Genomic DNA, 14,030 nt, shown 5'->3' with positions numbered 1-14,030 from the left:
GGCCGGTATCCGCGCCTGTCACTAACGCAAATTTGTCTGAACGGGAATTAAACGAATTTAAGAATTAACAGAATTTCAGCATCAAGCCACCACTCACGGTGCGATGCCACGAAATTGTCTTGATACTTGATACTAACTACTTGATACTTCTTCAATACTCCCCTTACATGTGTTGCGGAGCCTGGCTCATATCCATATACGCGAACTCCCATAGGTGCCCATCAAGGTCTTCGAAACCGTGGCCATACATCCAGCCATGATCCTGCTTGTCGTTTGGTGTAGTGGCTCCGGCAGCTACCGCTTTGGTTATCATTTCATCTACAGCTTCGCGGCTGTCCAGGGAAATACAGTTGATGGCTTCGGTAACTTTGCCGGCATCGGCAATTTCCTTTTTGGTGAAAGTTTTAAAGAAAGGCTCGGTTACCAGCATAAAAAATATGGTATCGCTTATAACCAATGAACCGGCGTATTCATTAGTAAATTGAGGATTAAAAGTATAACCCAGGCTGGTAAAAAATTCAATTGATTTACTAAGATCTTTAACCGGAAGATTTACAAAAATTTGAGTTGCCATGATAGTTTGTTTTTATTTGTTATGATGCAAAAGTAAAGCCATCCCCCCAAACCCACGCGGTGCAAATACGACAATTAAAGGGCGATTATTGCCAGCATTGCCTATACCCCTATTTCTTTCCGCACTTTGGCCGGAAGCTTTTCGGCAATAAGCCGATACGATTGTTTGATGTAAAATTCCCAATCGGGGATGCTCAAACAGCTGATATCAGCTATATGCACCCATTTATACCGGCCAATATATGCCTGGGGCGAAAAGCACTCCTTTTGCAATGTTTCTTCAAAATCCTCATCCGGCACTTTTACCGACGCGGTTGCCGGTACCGAATCGGGACCTGTAAACAGGAAAGTTTTACCGCCTACGTTGAAACACAAATGTTCGCCGAGTTTAATATCTTCGGTAACGCCGGGTAGTTGATTGCAAATGGATTGAATATCTTCTATGGTCATACTATAAACTTATACTAATTCCTCCAAAAAAGTTATTCGATTACCAAAAGGATCGCTCACTGTTACAGTTATCGCTTTTGGATTCCATTCGGGTACTTCTAAACCCGGAGTATTATACTTATACTTTTTGTCGGTAATTTGAGTATGAAAATCTTTTAAGCTGCTAAAGCCCTCCACAAAAATATGAGCACCCGGACTTGCATCGCCATGATGCTCGGAAAGGTAAAATACAACGTCCCTTAATGATACCTGCATGTAAATAGGCGCATGATTCGGCTTATGCTCCCAGTCTGTTTTAAAGCCAAGCCAGTTAATGTAAAATTCGATGGCTTTATCGTAATTGAAAATACGGAGGATAGGTTTTATGGTGGACATGAGCAATCGGTATAATTTATTAAAAGTAATCAAAATCAAACATTACTATTTAATTAAAATTCCCGGAGGTTTGAATTTATAGCAAAGCCTCTGCCTGCTTTCGCATAAAAAAAATACGAATTTATTAGTATTATTTAATGAAAGGAAATCGACTTATGATTCCATCGAGTTGCTTTATATAACCTGGAATGTATGTTTGGTCAAAACCTAATTCAAACTTCAATTCAGGCCCGAATTGATAACCAGATTGGTCAACAGCTATACATGTCGCATTAAAATATCCTGCCCCATGTCCCTTGATATCAATTTCTAAATAATTTTCATAACCCCTAAATTTAGCCGAACTATCTAAATTTGTATACAATTCTTTTAATTCTTCTCTAAACCTAACAAAATCCTGGATCATGAATTCTCCCGTATAATCCCCTTTAAAACCGCCGGCTTCAACTATTATTTGAGCTTCTATCCAATTTTTATCCCAGGATAATTCCGAATTATAATTTATTATTTTTAGTGGGATGATTGTGACTGAATCTCCATCTATATTTAATTCAAAAAATGATTCTTCCTTTTCTTCCACACAATAAATATATTAATAATAAAAGCATTAAATAATAAAAATATTAATACTTTCATCGCGTTTGTATTTCCTACATTAACAATTTGACAATCCCTTCACCCGCCATCCTCTCCAAAATCCCTATCTTTGCGCCAATAAATTGACGACCCATTATGCTTAAAGGATTTTTTAATGTTCCTGCTCCCCAAAACGAGCCGGTTTTAAACTATGGCCCTCGAAGTCTTGAACGTGTAGCACTCAAAGCTGCTTTAGACGAGGCCCGCGCGCAACAGTTAGACATACCCATGTACATTGGAGGTAAGGAAGTACGCACCGGCACAAAGCTGGAAATTCGTCCGCCGCATGATCATAAACATTTGTTAGCCACCTTCAGCGAAGGTGATGCCAGCCACGTAACCACTGCTATTGATGCTGCCCTGGCTGCTAAAGCCGATTGGGAAAACCTGCCATGGGAGCAGCGTGCTGCAATATTTTTAAAAGCTGCCGATTTAATTGCAGGTCCGTACCGCGCTGCTATAAACGCGGCTACGATGCTTGGCCAGTCAAAAAATGCTTACCAGGCCGAGATTGATTCGGCTTGTGAGCTGATAGATTTTCTGCGTTTTAACGTGGAGTACATGACCGAAATCTACAAACAACAGCCACCCGTATCAGGCAAAGGCGTTTGGAATCGCGTAGAGCAACGCCCGCTGGAAGGTTTTGTATTTGCTTTAACGCCCTTCAACTTTACAGCTATAGCGGGTAATTTACCCGCTTCGGCCGCAATGATGGGTAACGTTGTAGTATGGAAACCTGCTTACACCCAGATTTACGCTGCAGACGTAATCATGAAGGTATTTATAGAAGCCGGCGTACCTGCTGGCGTAATCAACCTGATCTACGTTGATGGCCCGGTTGCAGGCGAAGTAATATTTAATCACCCCGATTTTGCAGGTATTCACTTTACAGGATCAACCAAGGTGTTCCAAAACATTTGGCAAACAATAGGCACCAACATTCATAAATACAAAACCTATCCACGCATTGTGGGCGAAACAGGCGGTAAAGATTTTGTACTTGCCCACCCAAGCGCCAATGCCGATGTGGTAAGTACAGCCCTTGTTCGTGGTGCGTTTGAGTACCAGGGACAAAAATGTTCTGCTGCTTCAAGGGCTTATGTGCCTGCCTCATTATGGCCTGCAGTAAAAGCCAACATGCAGCGCGATATCACCTCATTCAAGATAGGTCCGGTTGAGAATTTTGAAAATTTCATCAATGCCGTAATCACCGAGGCTTCGTTTGATAAACTGGCTAAATACATTGATGCCGCCAAGGCAGATGAAGGTGTTGAAATTGTTGCCGGTGGCAGCTACGATAAAACAAAAGGCTGGTTTGTGGAGCCAACCGTGTTAAAAGTAGAAGACCCGTACTACGTAACCATGTGCGAAGAGCTTTTTGGCCCTGTATTGACTATTTACGTGTACGAGGATGATCAATTTGACGAGGTGCTTAACATTGTAGATAAAACATCTATCTACGCCCTTACGGGCTCTATCATATCACAAGACAGATATGCTATTGCCAAAGCAACCTATCAGCTACGCAACGCAGCCGGTAACTTCTACATCAACGACAAACCAACCGGAGCAGTTGTTGGTCAGCAGCCATTTGGCGGCGCAAGAGGATCAGGCACCAATGACAAGGCTGGCTCTATGATCAACCTGTTACGCTGGGTATCGCCACGCACCATCAAAGAAACCTTTGATCCACCGAAGGATTACAGGTACCCGTTTTTGGCTAAAGAAATATAAGTTATAGAATCAAGAGACAAGAATCAAGAGTTAAGACTTTTGAATAGATCAAAAAAAGCGCCGGAAAACCAATTCCCGGCGCTTTACTTTTAAGATAACTATTGTCAACTTTTCTCCCGTCTTAATTCTTGATTCTTGACTCTTAATTCTTGATTCTTGTCTCTTGATTCTTGTCTCTTGATTCTTGACTCTTAATTCCCTATTTAAACTTAAACACATCTCCCAAATTGGCATTGTCGCTGGTGCTCACTTTCATATCCTTAATTATACCGGTGCTGATGCTATATACCCAGCCATGTACTGCCAGTTCCTGGCCGTGTTTCCAGGCATTTTGCACAATGGAGGTTTTGCATAGGTTGTAAACGTTTTCTATCACATTCAACTCTACCAGTCGGTTAGTGCGTTCCTGATCGTTTTCAATCGCGTCAAGTTCGTCAGCATGCAGACGGTAAACATCTTTAATATGGCGTAGCCAGTTATCTATCAAGCCGAATTCACTATTGCTCATTGCCGCTATTACGCCGCCACAACCGTAATGACCGGTTACAATAACGTGTTTTACCTTTAATACATTTACAGCATAATCCAGTACCGATAACATATTCATATCCGAATGGATTACCATATTGGCAATATTACGGTGCACAAAAATCTCGCCCGGCGAAGTATTGGTGATCTGGTTGGCCGGCACGCGACTATCGGCACAACCAATCCAAAGTACAGGTGGCGTTTGCCCGTTGGCCAGTTTCAAAAAATACTCAGGGTCTTCGGCTAAAGCATCTTCAATAAATTGCTTATTGCCATCTAACAAGCTTTCGTATGTAATATGGCTGGTATCATGGAAAATTTTTTTGGCACACATAGTTTATAGTTTTATAGTTAGATTTTTTTTAAGTCGATCACCTTTTTTCAGTCCAAAATAAACGGGTTATTTTGTGCAGCGCAACAGGCGAAAGATCGTAATACAATATAGTAAGCAAAATTAATGGTATGAAATAAAAAATAGCAAACTCATACAAATTAAAAAGAAAACCACCCAATATTGCCCCAATAAAATAAAAGGAGAGCACCGTAACCCGAACAATTATTTTATTGCGAATGACAGTTGTTTTTTCGACATTGGGATGTAGCCATTCAGAAACATCACCACCCAAATCAGTAAACAAACCTGTTAAATGGGTCGATTTGATTAACCCGCCGGATATGGTTGATACCAGGCTATTTTGCAAACCCATCGAAAAAATAATAACTCCTATAACTATCTCGCGTTCCAGATCAGTTTCTTTATAAAAGTTATGACCATAAACGGCAACAAACAATAGCAAAATAATTTCGATGATGATTGGTGTGGAATGTGCCCGGTAACGGCTTTTATGCTCCAGCGAGCGCACTATAAAATTGGATAAAAAAGCCCCCGCAAAGAAAAGCAGCAACCAGATTACAAATACCACAATCTCCCTAAAATTCTGCTCCACAATATGTTTGGCAAGGTTGGCCACATGCCCGGTAATATTGGAGGTAAAAGCTAAAAAAGCAACCATCCCCGCAACATTGGTAACGCCCGATACAAAAGCCGTTGACGAAGCCAGCAATAAATTTTGTTTAAGGGTGCGTTCTTCTTTTGATTGCCTGAGCATAGTTAATGCTGTTTATTAACAACGCATAAAAATAGGATAAAAATTTATAGTTATTGCTTACGCTATTGTTAACCTCCTGTAAACAAAAAACCCCGGCCATTTGCATGAACCGGGGCAAACTAAAAAAACCTCCCTGTGCCCCTTCGGCACAGAGAAATTATTGTATTATTATTTTTAATGCGAAGCCACAGCTTCGATGCTATCCAGCTCATACACATAACCTAAATTATGCGGACTGCTGCTGCTTACCTTGATGTCTTTCACCAAGCCAGTACCCAAATCAATCACCCAGCCGTGTACTTCCAGATCATTACGTTCCATCCAGGCATTTTGAATGATGGATGTTTTACATAGGTTATACACCTGTTCGCTCACGTTAAGCTCTACAAGGCGATTCTGTCTTTGAGTCTCGTCGGTAATGCGGTCAAGTTCATGACTATGCAAGCGGTACACATCTTTAATATGGCGCAACCAGTTGTCTATCAAACCGAATTGCTTGTTGCTCATGGCAGCTGCCACACCGCCGCAACCATAATGACCAGCTACTATAACATGTTTTACTTTAAGCACGTTTACCGCATAATCCAATACGCTCAGCATATTCATATCCGAGTGTACACATACGTTGGCAATATTACGGTGTACAAACACCTCGCCTGCCTTGGTACCGGTAACCTCGTTTGCAGGTACCCTGCTATCTGAACAGCCTATCCACAATACCTGCGGGTGCTGGCCTTTTGCCAGGTTTTTGAAAAAGTCGCCGTCTTCTTTTAACTTTCTCTCCACCCACTCATTGTTTCCGCGTAATAACGCGTTATAGCTATCAGACTGGGCCAGTTTTAGATTAGTGGTATCAATTACCGGTTTCTCGTTTTTTTTATTTTCTATAAGTGCCATGATTTTTTCTTAGTTAGGGTTATACATTAATTCTTTTAAAGGAGGTACATCGTACTTATCCTTTATATCAAGTAATTGGACAATTATACCTTTGGTATAGGCGTTGTGCTTATAATTATGGATGATCTCCAGTACATCCGGGTCAATATAGCGCGAGTTGGAGCCGTCAATGATCACATCTGTACCACTTGGTAAACTTGTTAAAGTGATCTGTATCGCTGCTTTATTCAAAAAGGAAACCTCTTCTGCAAGCTTTATATTAATCACTTTTTTATCGCCATTTTTGGTGATCTGGTAAAAATAGGGATTGCGTAAGTTGGTGCGCAGGATATAAAAGATCCCAACCAACATGCCAATACCAACGCCAATAAGCAGGTCTGTTAACACAACTGCGGCTATAGTTACCACAAAAGGGATAAACTGGCTTAAACCTAAATGCCACATATGCTTAAATAACGATATGCGGGCCAGTTTATAGCCGGTCATGAGCAGGATAGCTGCCAGGCATGATAGTGGTATCAGGTTGATAAGTACAGGGATAAACAGTAGCGACACCAGTAGCAATGAGCCATGAACCACCGTGCTCATCTTGGTACGGGCACCGGAATTTACGTTAGCCGATGAACGTACAATAACGGCAGTCATGGGTAAGCCACCCAATAGTCCACTGGTAATATTACCTATTCCCTGTGCAACCAATTCACGATTGGTAGGCGAAATTCGCTTTATAGGGTCAATTTTATCAACGGCCTCCAGGCTCAACAACGTTTCCAGGCTGGCCACAATAGCAATGGTAAAAGCGGTTATCCAAACCTGTTTATTACCAATTCCACTAAAATCAGCTGTTTTAAATAAAGCAAAAAACTCACTGCTGCTATTCACAATGGGTATACGCACAAACTGCTTATCAAGCAACGCTAAATCGGTACCCGCAAACGCTGTGCTTAAACCAATACCAGCGAGCACCACTAATAATGGGGCAGGTATCATTGCCAGCTTTTTAAATTTAGGCCAGTAGATCATGAATGCCAATGAAACCACGCTGATTATTACCGCGCCGTAGTTTATTTTAGCGAAGGCGCCAAGTATCCCGGAGAAACTGTTATGTTCATCTGCCTGGCTAAAGCTTTCATCCCCTTCAAAATTAGCATCGTAACCCACCGCATGCGGAAATTGCTTCATGATGAGGATAATTCCAATAGCCGCCAGCATTCCCTCAATTACCGATGATGGAAAATAGTTGGCAATGGTACCTGCTTTTAAAACACCAAGCAAAATCTGGAAAGCACCAGCCAGTACCAGGGCAAGTAAAAATGTTTCATAGGAACCGAGGCTGGTAATGGCATTTAATACAATAACCGTTAAACCTGCCGCCGGACCAGCAACGCTCAACTGCGAGCCGCTTAATGAACCAACAACTATACCACCAATAATACCTGTAAGTACACCCGCAAACAGTGGTGCGCCAGATGCCAGCGCTATACCAAGACATAGTGGTAAGGCTACCAGGAAAACTACAAGACTTGCCGGAAGATCTCTTTTTAGATTTTTGGGTAAAAAGTATTTTTTTAGGTTAAGATTGCCAACGGCAAACCCACCTTGCTTAATTTGCATGAGAATGAATGTTTGAATGAAAATTTAAATGAATTGTAAAGCGTTGCTTCCGGATAAGGAATATCCGGTTAAATCATTTAAACGTTGGGAGGCGGGGTAGGTACTATAGGATGGTAAACCTGCTTGTAGAGCGAATGTTCCTGGTTATGCAGCACATTGGTTTCTACCACAAAGGTGATAAAATCAATTGCGTGCAAATCATATTCATCAAAAACCTTTTTTTCTTTAAAAGTATCCTTATCAGGTGTGTCCTTTTCGGCCTTTGATTCCTGCTCCAGTTGCAGGATAACTGCGCTTACAGTTTTATTGTCAAGATATAAAAATGCAGGAGCAAGAGATATGGCCATCTTTATGACAAAGACACCCAAAAACATTATTGCTACCAGTATTTTAAAATTCCTGATCTTCATTATTACAAATATAGGTAAAAATGGGGTTGTTAAAAGCATGTACAGCAGATTTACCCTTATCTTACAATTTAATTACTATTTTTATCATGTTACAAACAACCTGAATTGTGGATAAAAAGCTTGGATTATTAAGGCAAAAACGCCAGAAGGCATTTGAAGGCGGCGGCACAGTACGTATTGAAAGTCAGCATAAAAAAGGGAAATTAACGGCGCGGGAACGCCTGCATTTTTTAATGGATGAAGGCTCGTTCCAGGAGATCGGAATGCTGGTAGCTCATCGCTCCACCGACTTTGGAATGGAGAAAGAAAAATATCCGGGCGATGGTGTTGTAACCGGTTATGGCACCATAAATGGCAGGTTGGTTTACGTATTTTCCCAGGATTTTACCGTTTTCGGTGGATCCTTATCTGAAACTCATGCCGAAAAGATTTGCAAGATCATGGATCTCGCTATCAAAAACGGCGCTCCCGTTATCGGGCTAAACGACTCGGGCGGCGCACGCATACAGGAAGGCGTGGTATCCTTAGGCGGCTATGCCGATATATTCTATAAAAACACCATGGCATCTGGCGTTGTTCCGCAAATTTCGGCCATCATGGGTCCCTGCGCCGGTGGGGCGGTTTACTCACCTGCCATCACTGATTTTATTTTGATGGTGGAAAACACATCCTACATGTTTGTGACCGGGCCTAACGTTGTAAAAACGGTTACTCACGAAGTGGTGACGTCTGAAGAACTCGGCGGCGCTACAACTCATGCCACCAAATCGGGCGTAACACATTTTGCGTGTACCAATGAAATTGAGGCTATTCAAAACATAAAAAAACTACTAAGCTACATGCCGCAAAATTGTGAGGATAGGGCTCCGGCCTTGCCTTATGATATAGGAAACGAATATCGATCGGAGCTGAATACCCTTTTGCCGCAGATTGCATCTACCCCCTATGATATCCGCGAGATTATTGACCATGTGATAGATACAGGCTCTTTTTTAGAGATCCATAAGGATTTTGCAGAAAACATTGTTGTTGGCTTTGCCCGCCTTGCAGGCCGCAGCATTGGCATTGTAGCTAACCAACCGGCGTTTTTGGCCGGTGTTTTAGATATCAACAGTTCAACCAAAGCAGCGCGCTTTGTGCGTTTTTGCGATAGCTTCAACATTCCGTTGCTGGTTTTTGAAGATGTTCCTGGTTTTTTACCCGGTACCGATCAGGAATGGAATGCAATTATCACCAACGGTGCTAAATTGCTGTATGCTTTTTGCGAGGCTACCGTTCCGCGTATTACGGTGATAACCCGTAAGGCCTACGGTGGGGCCTATGATGTGATGAACTCCAAACATATTGGCGCCGATATGAACTATGCGTGGCCATCTGCAGAGATTGCTGTAATGGGTGCCAAAGGCGCAGCCGAAATCATTTTTAAAAGGGAGATTACAACCGCAGTAGATAAGGAAGCCAAATGGAAGGAAATGGAACAACTCTATTCCGATACCTTTGCCAACCCCTACCGTGCCGCTGAGCGCGGTTTCATCGACGAGGTAATTGAACCTGCAGAAACGCGCATTAAACTCATTCAGGCCTTTAAAATGCTGGAAAATAAAGTAGTAAACAACCCAAGGAAAAAACATGGGAATATTCCGCTTTGATTTCGGAATTGGGAAGTTCGATTTTTAACCTTTAATTGTTTTCAGGGGTGTTAAAGAGGACTTCTCCGTTTCGGGTTTATTTTTAATTCTTGAATTGCATAATTTAAAAAATAGGATACCATCATAAAATCAGAAATCTACATTCCCAAAATGACCAAATCCGAGATCGAACATCCGAAATCCGAAATAAGCATTGAGCAGATCCGCCCGGAGCTTACCTGGCGATTACGGCAAAAGGTTTTATATCCTGCCCAAAAACTATATGAAATGGAAATGGACGAGGATAATGAAGGGCTGCACTTTGCAGCTTTTAAGGATAATGCCATTGTTGGAGTGGTATCCTTGTTTCAAAAGGGTGATGATTTCCAGTTCCGAAAATTTGGGATTGATGAATCAGTACAAGGCATGGGCATTGGCAAACAGTTGCTAAATCACATTACAGATTTTGCAGTTACAAATGGCGGCAAACGTTTATGGTGCAATGCCCGTTTATTAGCCATCGGTTTCTACTTAAAGTCTGGCTTTAAACAGACTGGTATACTATTTGCTAAAAATGGTTTTGATTACGAAATATTGGAGAAGGGTATTTAGATGTGCAGATGTCAGATGATGTCTGAACCAGAATTTACCGAATTAATGAATTAACAGAATGCCGTTTATATTCTGCCCATTCCTAAATTCTTAAAATTCAGGTTCAGAAAAAAAAATCTGCACATTTAAAAATCTGCGCGTTTAAACCTACTCCTTCAGTAAATCGGCAATCAGGGCCTGGGCCATTTCGCTCCGGCGCTTGTCGTTTGATAGCTTAGCAGTTTTCAATGCCTCCTCAATATCGCCCTGCGCCTCGTAAACTACCGCAAGGTTGTAAGCTGCCTTACTTGCCAGCTTTACATCGGCACCATCAATTAAGGGATTTAGTATCTTAAAAGCCAAATCAAATTTCCCCGCTTTTATCAGCGCTGCTGATGATTGTAGTGCTTCGCCATCTGTGTATAGCGGTCGCTCGTTTGAAATAGAGAAGGGCAAGTAATCCTTTAACGCATCCAGCGTTGCATTTTGGGTAGCTATTGTTAAAGTCGGAATACTACTCCTGTAAGAGGGGCGATAAAATAATGCCGCAAAGCCGCCCGAATACACTTCATCCTGGGGCACTTCGGCCATTCCTGAAAGTCTTTTGGAATAAAGACCGTTGTTTTCATACAAGTTAAGAATCGTTTTTACTTTGGTTGTATAATAAGTACTTACATTACCGTTGTAATAACTATTCTCGGCATATATACCCGCGGTTATATCATTTAGCGCTAAAACATAGTGGGCACCATACTTTGATGCCAGGAATTTAACAGAATCGGTATTTACGGCGTAATTTAAAGAATCAACAATATTGATGATACGTACCCCGCGTAAATATTTTAACTGAGTAGCAGCCGTCTGGAGAGAGGTAACGGCCATTTTTTTCAAAACAGTCAACCTTCGCTGATCTCTTATCTTTATGCTATCGGGCTTATACCTGTTTATAACTACAATGGTAGTGCTATCATGCCTGAAACCCATTTTAGGGCCGTAATTAACCGGCACAGTAACGTACTGAGCAACATTGCATGACGTTAAAAAGGCAATTATCAAAATAAAAAAAGGCGCAAATCGTTTCACGATGTAGTAAATTAAAGTAGCAAAGAACAAAAATATTATAAATAACCCGACTTTACAGATTACTGTAAAGTACACAGTTAATGACAAATAATTAATCAAATGGTTTAAAACACTCAATAATTAAAAAAAACACCAATTCAGGATATTGAAGTATTAAATTTATAATAAAAACACACATTTATTCCCATTATGGCAAGTTATTTTAAGGCTTTATCAACGGCTTTATTATATTTGCTTATTGCATATTGTAAGGTTACTAAAAATAACATGGCTAAAAAAAAATCTGATTCCGCTTCGCATATTTCTATAGTAAACGAAACTTCGCTACCATTTTTCGAGAAATACATTAATAATCCCTCTCCTACCGGCTTTGAATGGAAAGGCCAGGAATTATGGCTCGAATATCTAAAGCCCTATATTGATGACCATTATGTAGACAATTATGGTACAGCAGTTGGGATCATTAATCCAAAAGCAGATTATAAGGTAGTGATTGAGGCACATGCCGATGAAATATCATGGTTTGTAAACTACATCACCAGCGATGGTTTAATATACGTTATTCGCAATGGTGGCTCTGATCACCAGATAGCACCATCAAAAAGGGTAAATATCCATACCGATAATGGCATTGTAAAAGCAGTATTTGGCTGGCCTGCTATCCATACCCGTTCTGGCGGCGAAAAAGAGGAAGCTCCAACCCTTAAAAATATCTTTTTAGATTGTGGCTGTACATCTAAAGATGAGGTAGAAAAATTAGGCATCCATGTTGGTTGCGTAATTACCTACGAGGATGAGTTTATGATCCTGAATGATCGTTATTATGTTGGCCGCGCGCTGGATAACCGCGCAGGTGGTTTCATGATTGCCGAGGTTGCCCGCCTATTAAAAGAGAACAACATAAAACTGCCGTTTGGCTTATATATTGTAAACGCCGTACAGGAAGAGATTGGCTTACGTGGCGCAGAAATGATAGCTCATAAAATAAAACCCAATGTAGCTATTGTTACCGATGTTACGCATGATACCCAAACCCCAATGATCAATAAGATTACCCAGGGCGATCTGGCTTGCGGCCGTGGCCCGGTTGTATCTTATGCCCCTGCGGTACAAAACAACCTGAATAAACTGCTAATTGAAACTGCCCAAAAGGCAGGAATACCTTTTCAGCGCCAGGCCTCATCACGATCAACCGGTACCGATACTGACGCATTTGCTTACTCAAATGATGGCGTACCATCTGCGCTGATATCTTTACCTCTACGTTATATGCATACCACTGTGGAGATGATTCACAAGGAGGATGTTGATAATGTTATCCGTTTGATATACGAAGTTTTGTTAAATATCAAAGCCGGACAGGATTTCAGATACATCAAATAATCTATTCATTAAAACATTTTCGACCTTAAACCCTTCCTTAATACACAATTAAAAAATTAGCTTAACAAATACCCCACAGACACTCTATGAAACCCACACTACTTATTTTGGCTGCCGGTATGGCCAGCCGCTACGGAAGCATGAAACAGGTTGACGGCTTTGGCCCCAACGGAGAGACTATTATCGATTATTCTATATATGATGCTATTAAAGCCGGTTTTGGCAAAGTAAGCTTTATTATACGTGAAGAATTTGCAGATAATTTTAAAGCGATATTTGAACCCAAATTAAAAGGCCGTATAGAAACAGATTACGTTTTTCAAAGCTTAGACCTGAAACCTTTTGGCATTGATAAAACTATTGAACGCGCAAAACCATGGGGTACCGCACATGCTGTACTTGCCGCCCGCAACCAAATCAATGAGCCTTTTTGTGTAATTAACGCCGATGATTTTTATGGTTACGATTCTTTTGAAAAAATGGCGAAATTTTTAACTACTGAAGTTTCCGATGATACTTACTCTATAATAGGCTACCAGATAGACAGAACGCTTTCTGATTATGGCTCCGTATCACGTGGAGTTTGCCAGGTTGAAGAAGGCAATATGGTAGCAATTAACGAGCGCACCGAGGTTTATTTTAAAGAAGATGGCAGCGTTGCCTATAAAGATGCCACCGGCGAACATCCATTACCAAATGAAACCCGTGTATCTATGAATTTCTGGGGCTTTACTCCCGCTATTTTTAAGCAAAGCGAAGAAATGTTCAGGACATTTGTTGCAGCTAACGAGAACAACCCAAAATCGGAGTTCTTTATCCCTTTAGTTGCTGATGAGCTGATCAAAGCAGGTACTGCATCATTTAAAGTTATCCCTACCGGCGCAAAATGGTTTGGTGTAACTTATAAAGAAGATAAACCTATTGTACAAAAATGTATTTCGGAATTAGTTGCCAATGGCACTTATCCAACAAACCTTTGGGATTAATATCCCTTATATAAAACAAAAAAATCCCGCTTA

General features: G+C 41.1%; 15 protein-coding genes. 5 read left to right on the top strand and 10 right to left on the bottom strand.

All coding sequences use genetic code 11. From position 1 onward, the window contains the following. Positions 1-163: 163 nt before the first annotated feature. From AC1DYB_RS06180 to AC1DYB_RS06165, 4 genes are all read right to left on the bottom strand, one after another. Positions 164-574 carry a VOC family protein gene (locus AC1DYB_RS06180; protein WP_477433291.1) on the bottom strand — a complete coding sequence of 137 codons (411 nt, stop codon included), beginning with the start codon at positions 572-574 and terminating at the stop codon, positions 164-166. Positions 575-675: 101 nt separating this feature from the next. Further along, a complete protein-coding gene (locus tag AC1DYB_RS06175; RefSeq protein ID WP_477433289.1) occupies positions 676-1,023 on the bottom strand; it encodes an MmcQ/YjbR family DNA-binding protein in 348 nt (115 codons plus the stop codon). 9 nt (positions 1,024-1,032) lie between these two features. Further along, positions 1,033-1,398: a glyoxalase superfamily protein gene (locus tag AC1DYB_RS06170; protein WP_477433287.1), complete on the bottom strand. Its 366-nt coding sequence runs from the start codon at positions 1,396-1,398 to the stop codon at positions 1,033-1,035. 130 nt (positions 1,399-1,528) lie between these two features. Then, positions 1,529-1,978, bottom strand: coding sequence for a WapI family immunity protein (locus AC1DYB_RS06165; RefSeq protein ID WP_477433285.1), 450 nt, complete (start codon positions 1,976-1,978; stop codon positions 1,529-1,531). Between the two features lie 152 nt (positions 1,979-2,130). Here AC1DYB_RS06165 and pruA point away from each other — a divergent pair, with 152 nt between their 5' ends. Further along, entirely contained in the window at positions 2,131-3,768 is a 1,638-nt protein-coding gene (pruA, locus tag AC1DYB_RS06160; protein ID WP_477433283.1) for an L-glutamate gamma-semialdehyde dehydrogenase, read from the top strand. A gap of 199 nt (positions 3,769-3,967) precedes the next feature. On the opposite strand, the gene can is transcribed toward pruA, so the two are convergent. The 5 genes from can to AC1DYB_RS06135 form a co-directional block, all read right to left on the bottom strand. Continuing rightward, positions 3,968-4,630, bottom strand: a complete 663-nt coding sequence (gene can, locus AC1DYB_RS06155; RefSeq protein WP_295721006.1) for a carbonate dehydratase — start codon at positions 4,628-4,630, stop codon at positions 3,968-3,970. Positions 4,631-4,667: 37 nt separating this feature from the next. After that, complete coding sequence (locus AC1DYB_RS06150) at positions 4,668-5,405, bottom strand: YoaK family protein (protein ID WP_295721005.1); 738 nt, start codon at positions 5,403-5,405, stop codon at positions 4,668-4,670. Between the two features lie 174 nt (positions 5,406-5,579). Continuing rightward, positions 5,580-6,302 carry a carbonic anhydrase gene (locus AC1DYB_RS06145; protein ID WP_295721004.1) on the bottom strand — a complete coding sequence of 241 codons (723 nt, stop codon included), beginning with the start codon at positions 6,300-6,302 and terminating at the stop codon, positions 5,580-5,582. Between the two features lie 9 nt (positions 6,303-6,311). Then, positions 6,312-7,916, bottom strand: coding sequence for a SulP family inorganic anion transporter (locus AC1DYB_RS06140; protein ID WP_477433280.1), 1,605 nt, complete (start codon positions 7,914-7,916; stop codon positions 6,312-6,314). 77 nt (positions 7,917-7,993) lie between these two features. Next, positions 7,994-8,326, bottom strand: coding sequence for a hypothetical protein (locus tag AC1DYB_RS06135; RefSeq protein ID WP_295721002.1), 333 nt, complete (start codon positions 8,324-8,326; stop codon positions 7,994-7,996). A gap of 107 nt (positions 8,327-8,433) precedes the next feature. Here AC1DYB_RS06135 and AC1DYB_RS06130 point away from each other — a divergent pair, with 107 nt between their 5' ends. Together AC1DYB_RS06130 and AC1DYB_RS06125 are read left to right on the top strand one after the other, a co-directional pair. Beyond that, on the top strand, positions 8,434-9,975 hold the full coding sequence (locus AC1DYB_RS06130; RefSeq protein WP_477433277.1) for an acyl-CoA carboxylase subunit beta: 1,542 nt from the start codon (positions 8,434-8,436) through the stop codon (positions 9,973-9,975). A 150-nt stretch (positions 9,976-10,125) separates the two neighbouring features. Further along, entirely contained in the window at positions 10,126-10,566 is a 441-nt protein-coding gene (locus AC1DYB_RS06125; protein ID WP_477433275.1) for a GNAT family N-acetyltransferase, read from the top strand. Positions 10,567-10,713: 147 nt separating this feature from the next. Here the strand turns inward: AC1DYB_RS06125 and AC1DYB_RS06120 are convergent, their stop codons facing one another. Further along, complete coding sequence (locus AC1DYB_RS06120) at positions 10,714-11,628, bottom strand: DUF6340 family protein (RefSeq protein ID WP_477433273.1); 915 nt, start codon at positions 11,626-11,628, stop codon at positions 10,714-10,716. A 267-nt stretch (positions 11,629-11,895) separates the two neighbouring features. Between AC1DYB_RS06120 and AC1DYB_RS06115 the strand changes: the two genes are divergently transcribed. Next, positions 11,896-13,011 carry a M42 family metallopeptidase gene (locus AC1DYB_RS06115; protein ID WP_477395780.1) on the top strand — a complete coding sequence of 372 codons (1,116 nt, stop codon included), beginning with the start codon at positions 11,896-11,898 and terminating at the stop codon, positions 13,009-13,011. Positions 13,012-13,097: 86 nt separating this feature from the next. Next, positions 13,098-13,997 carry a nucleotidyltransferase family protein gene (locus AC1DYB_RS06110; RefSeq protein ID WP_477433271.1) on the top strand — a complete coding sequence of 300 codons (900 nt, stop codon included), beginning with the start codon at positions 13,098-13,100 and terminating at the stop codon, positions 13,995-13,997. Positions 13,998-14,030 lie beyond the last annotated feature (33 nt).

The sequence above is a fragment of the Mucilaginibacter sp. P2_A4 genome, from assembly GCF_056405015.1.
The sequence above is the reverse complement of the archived record's forward strand: the minus strand, read 5'-3'. Positions and strand labels throughout refer to the sequence as shown.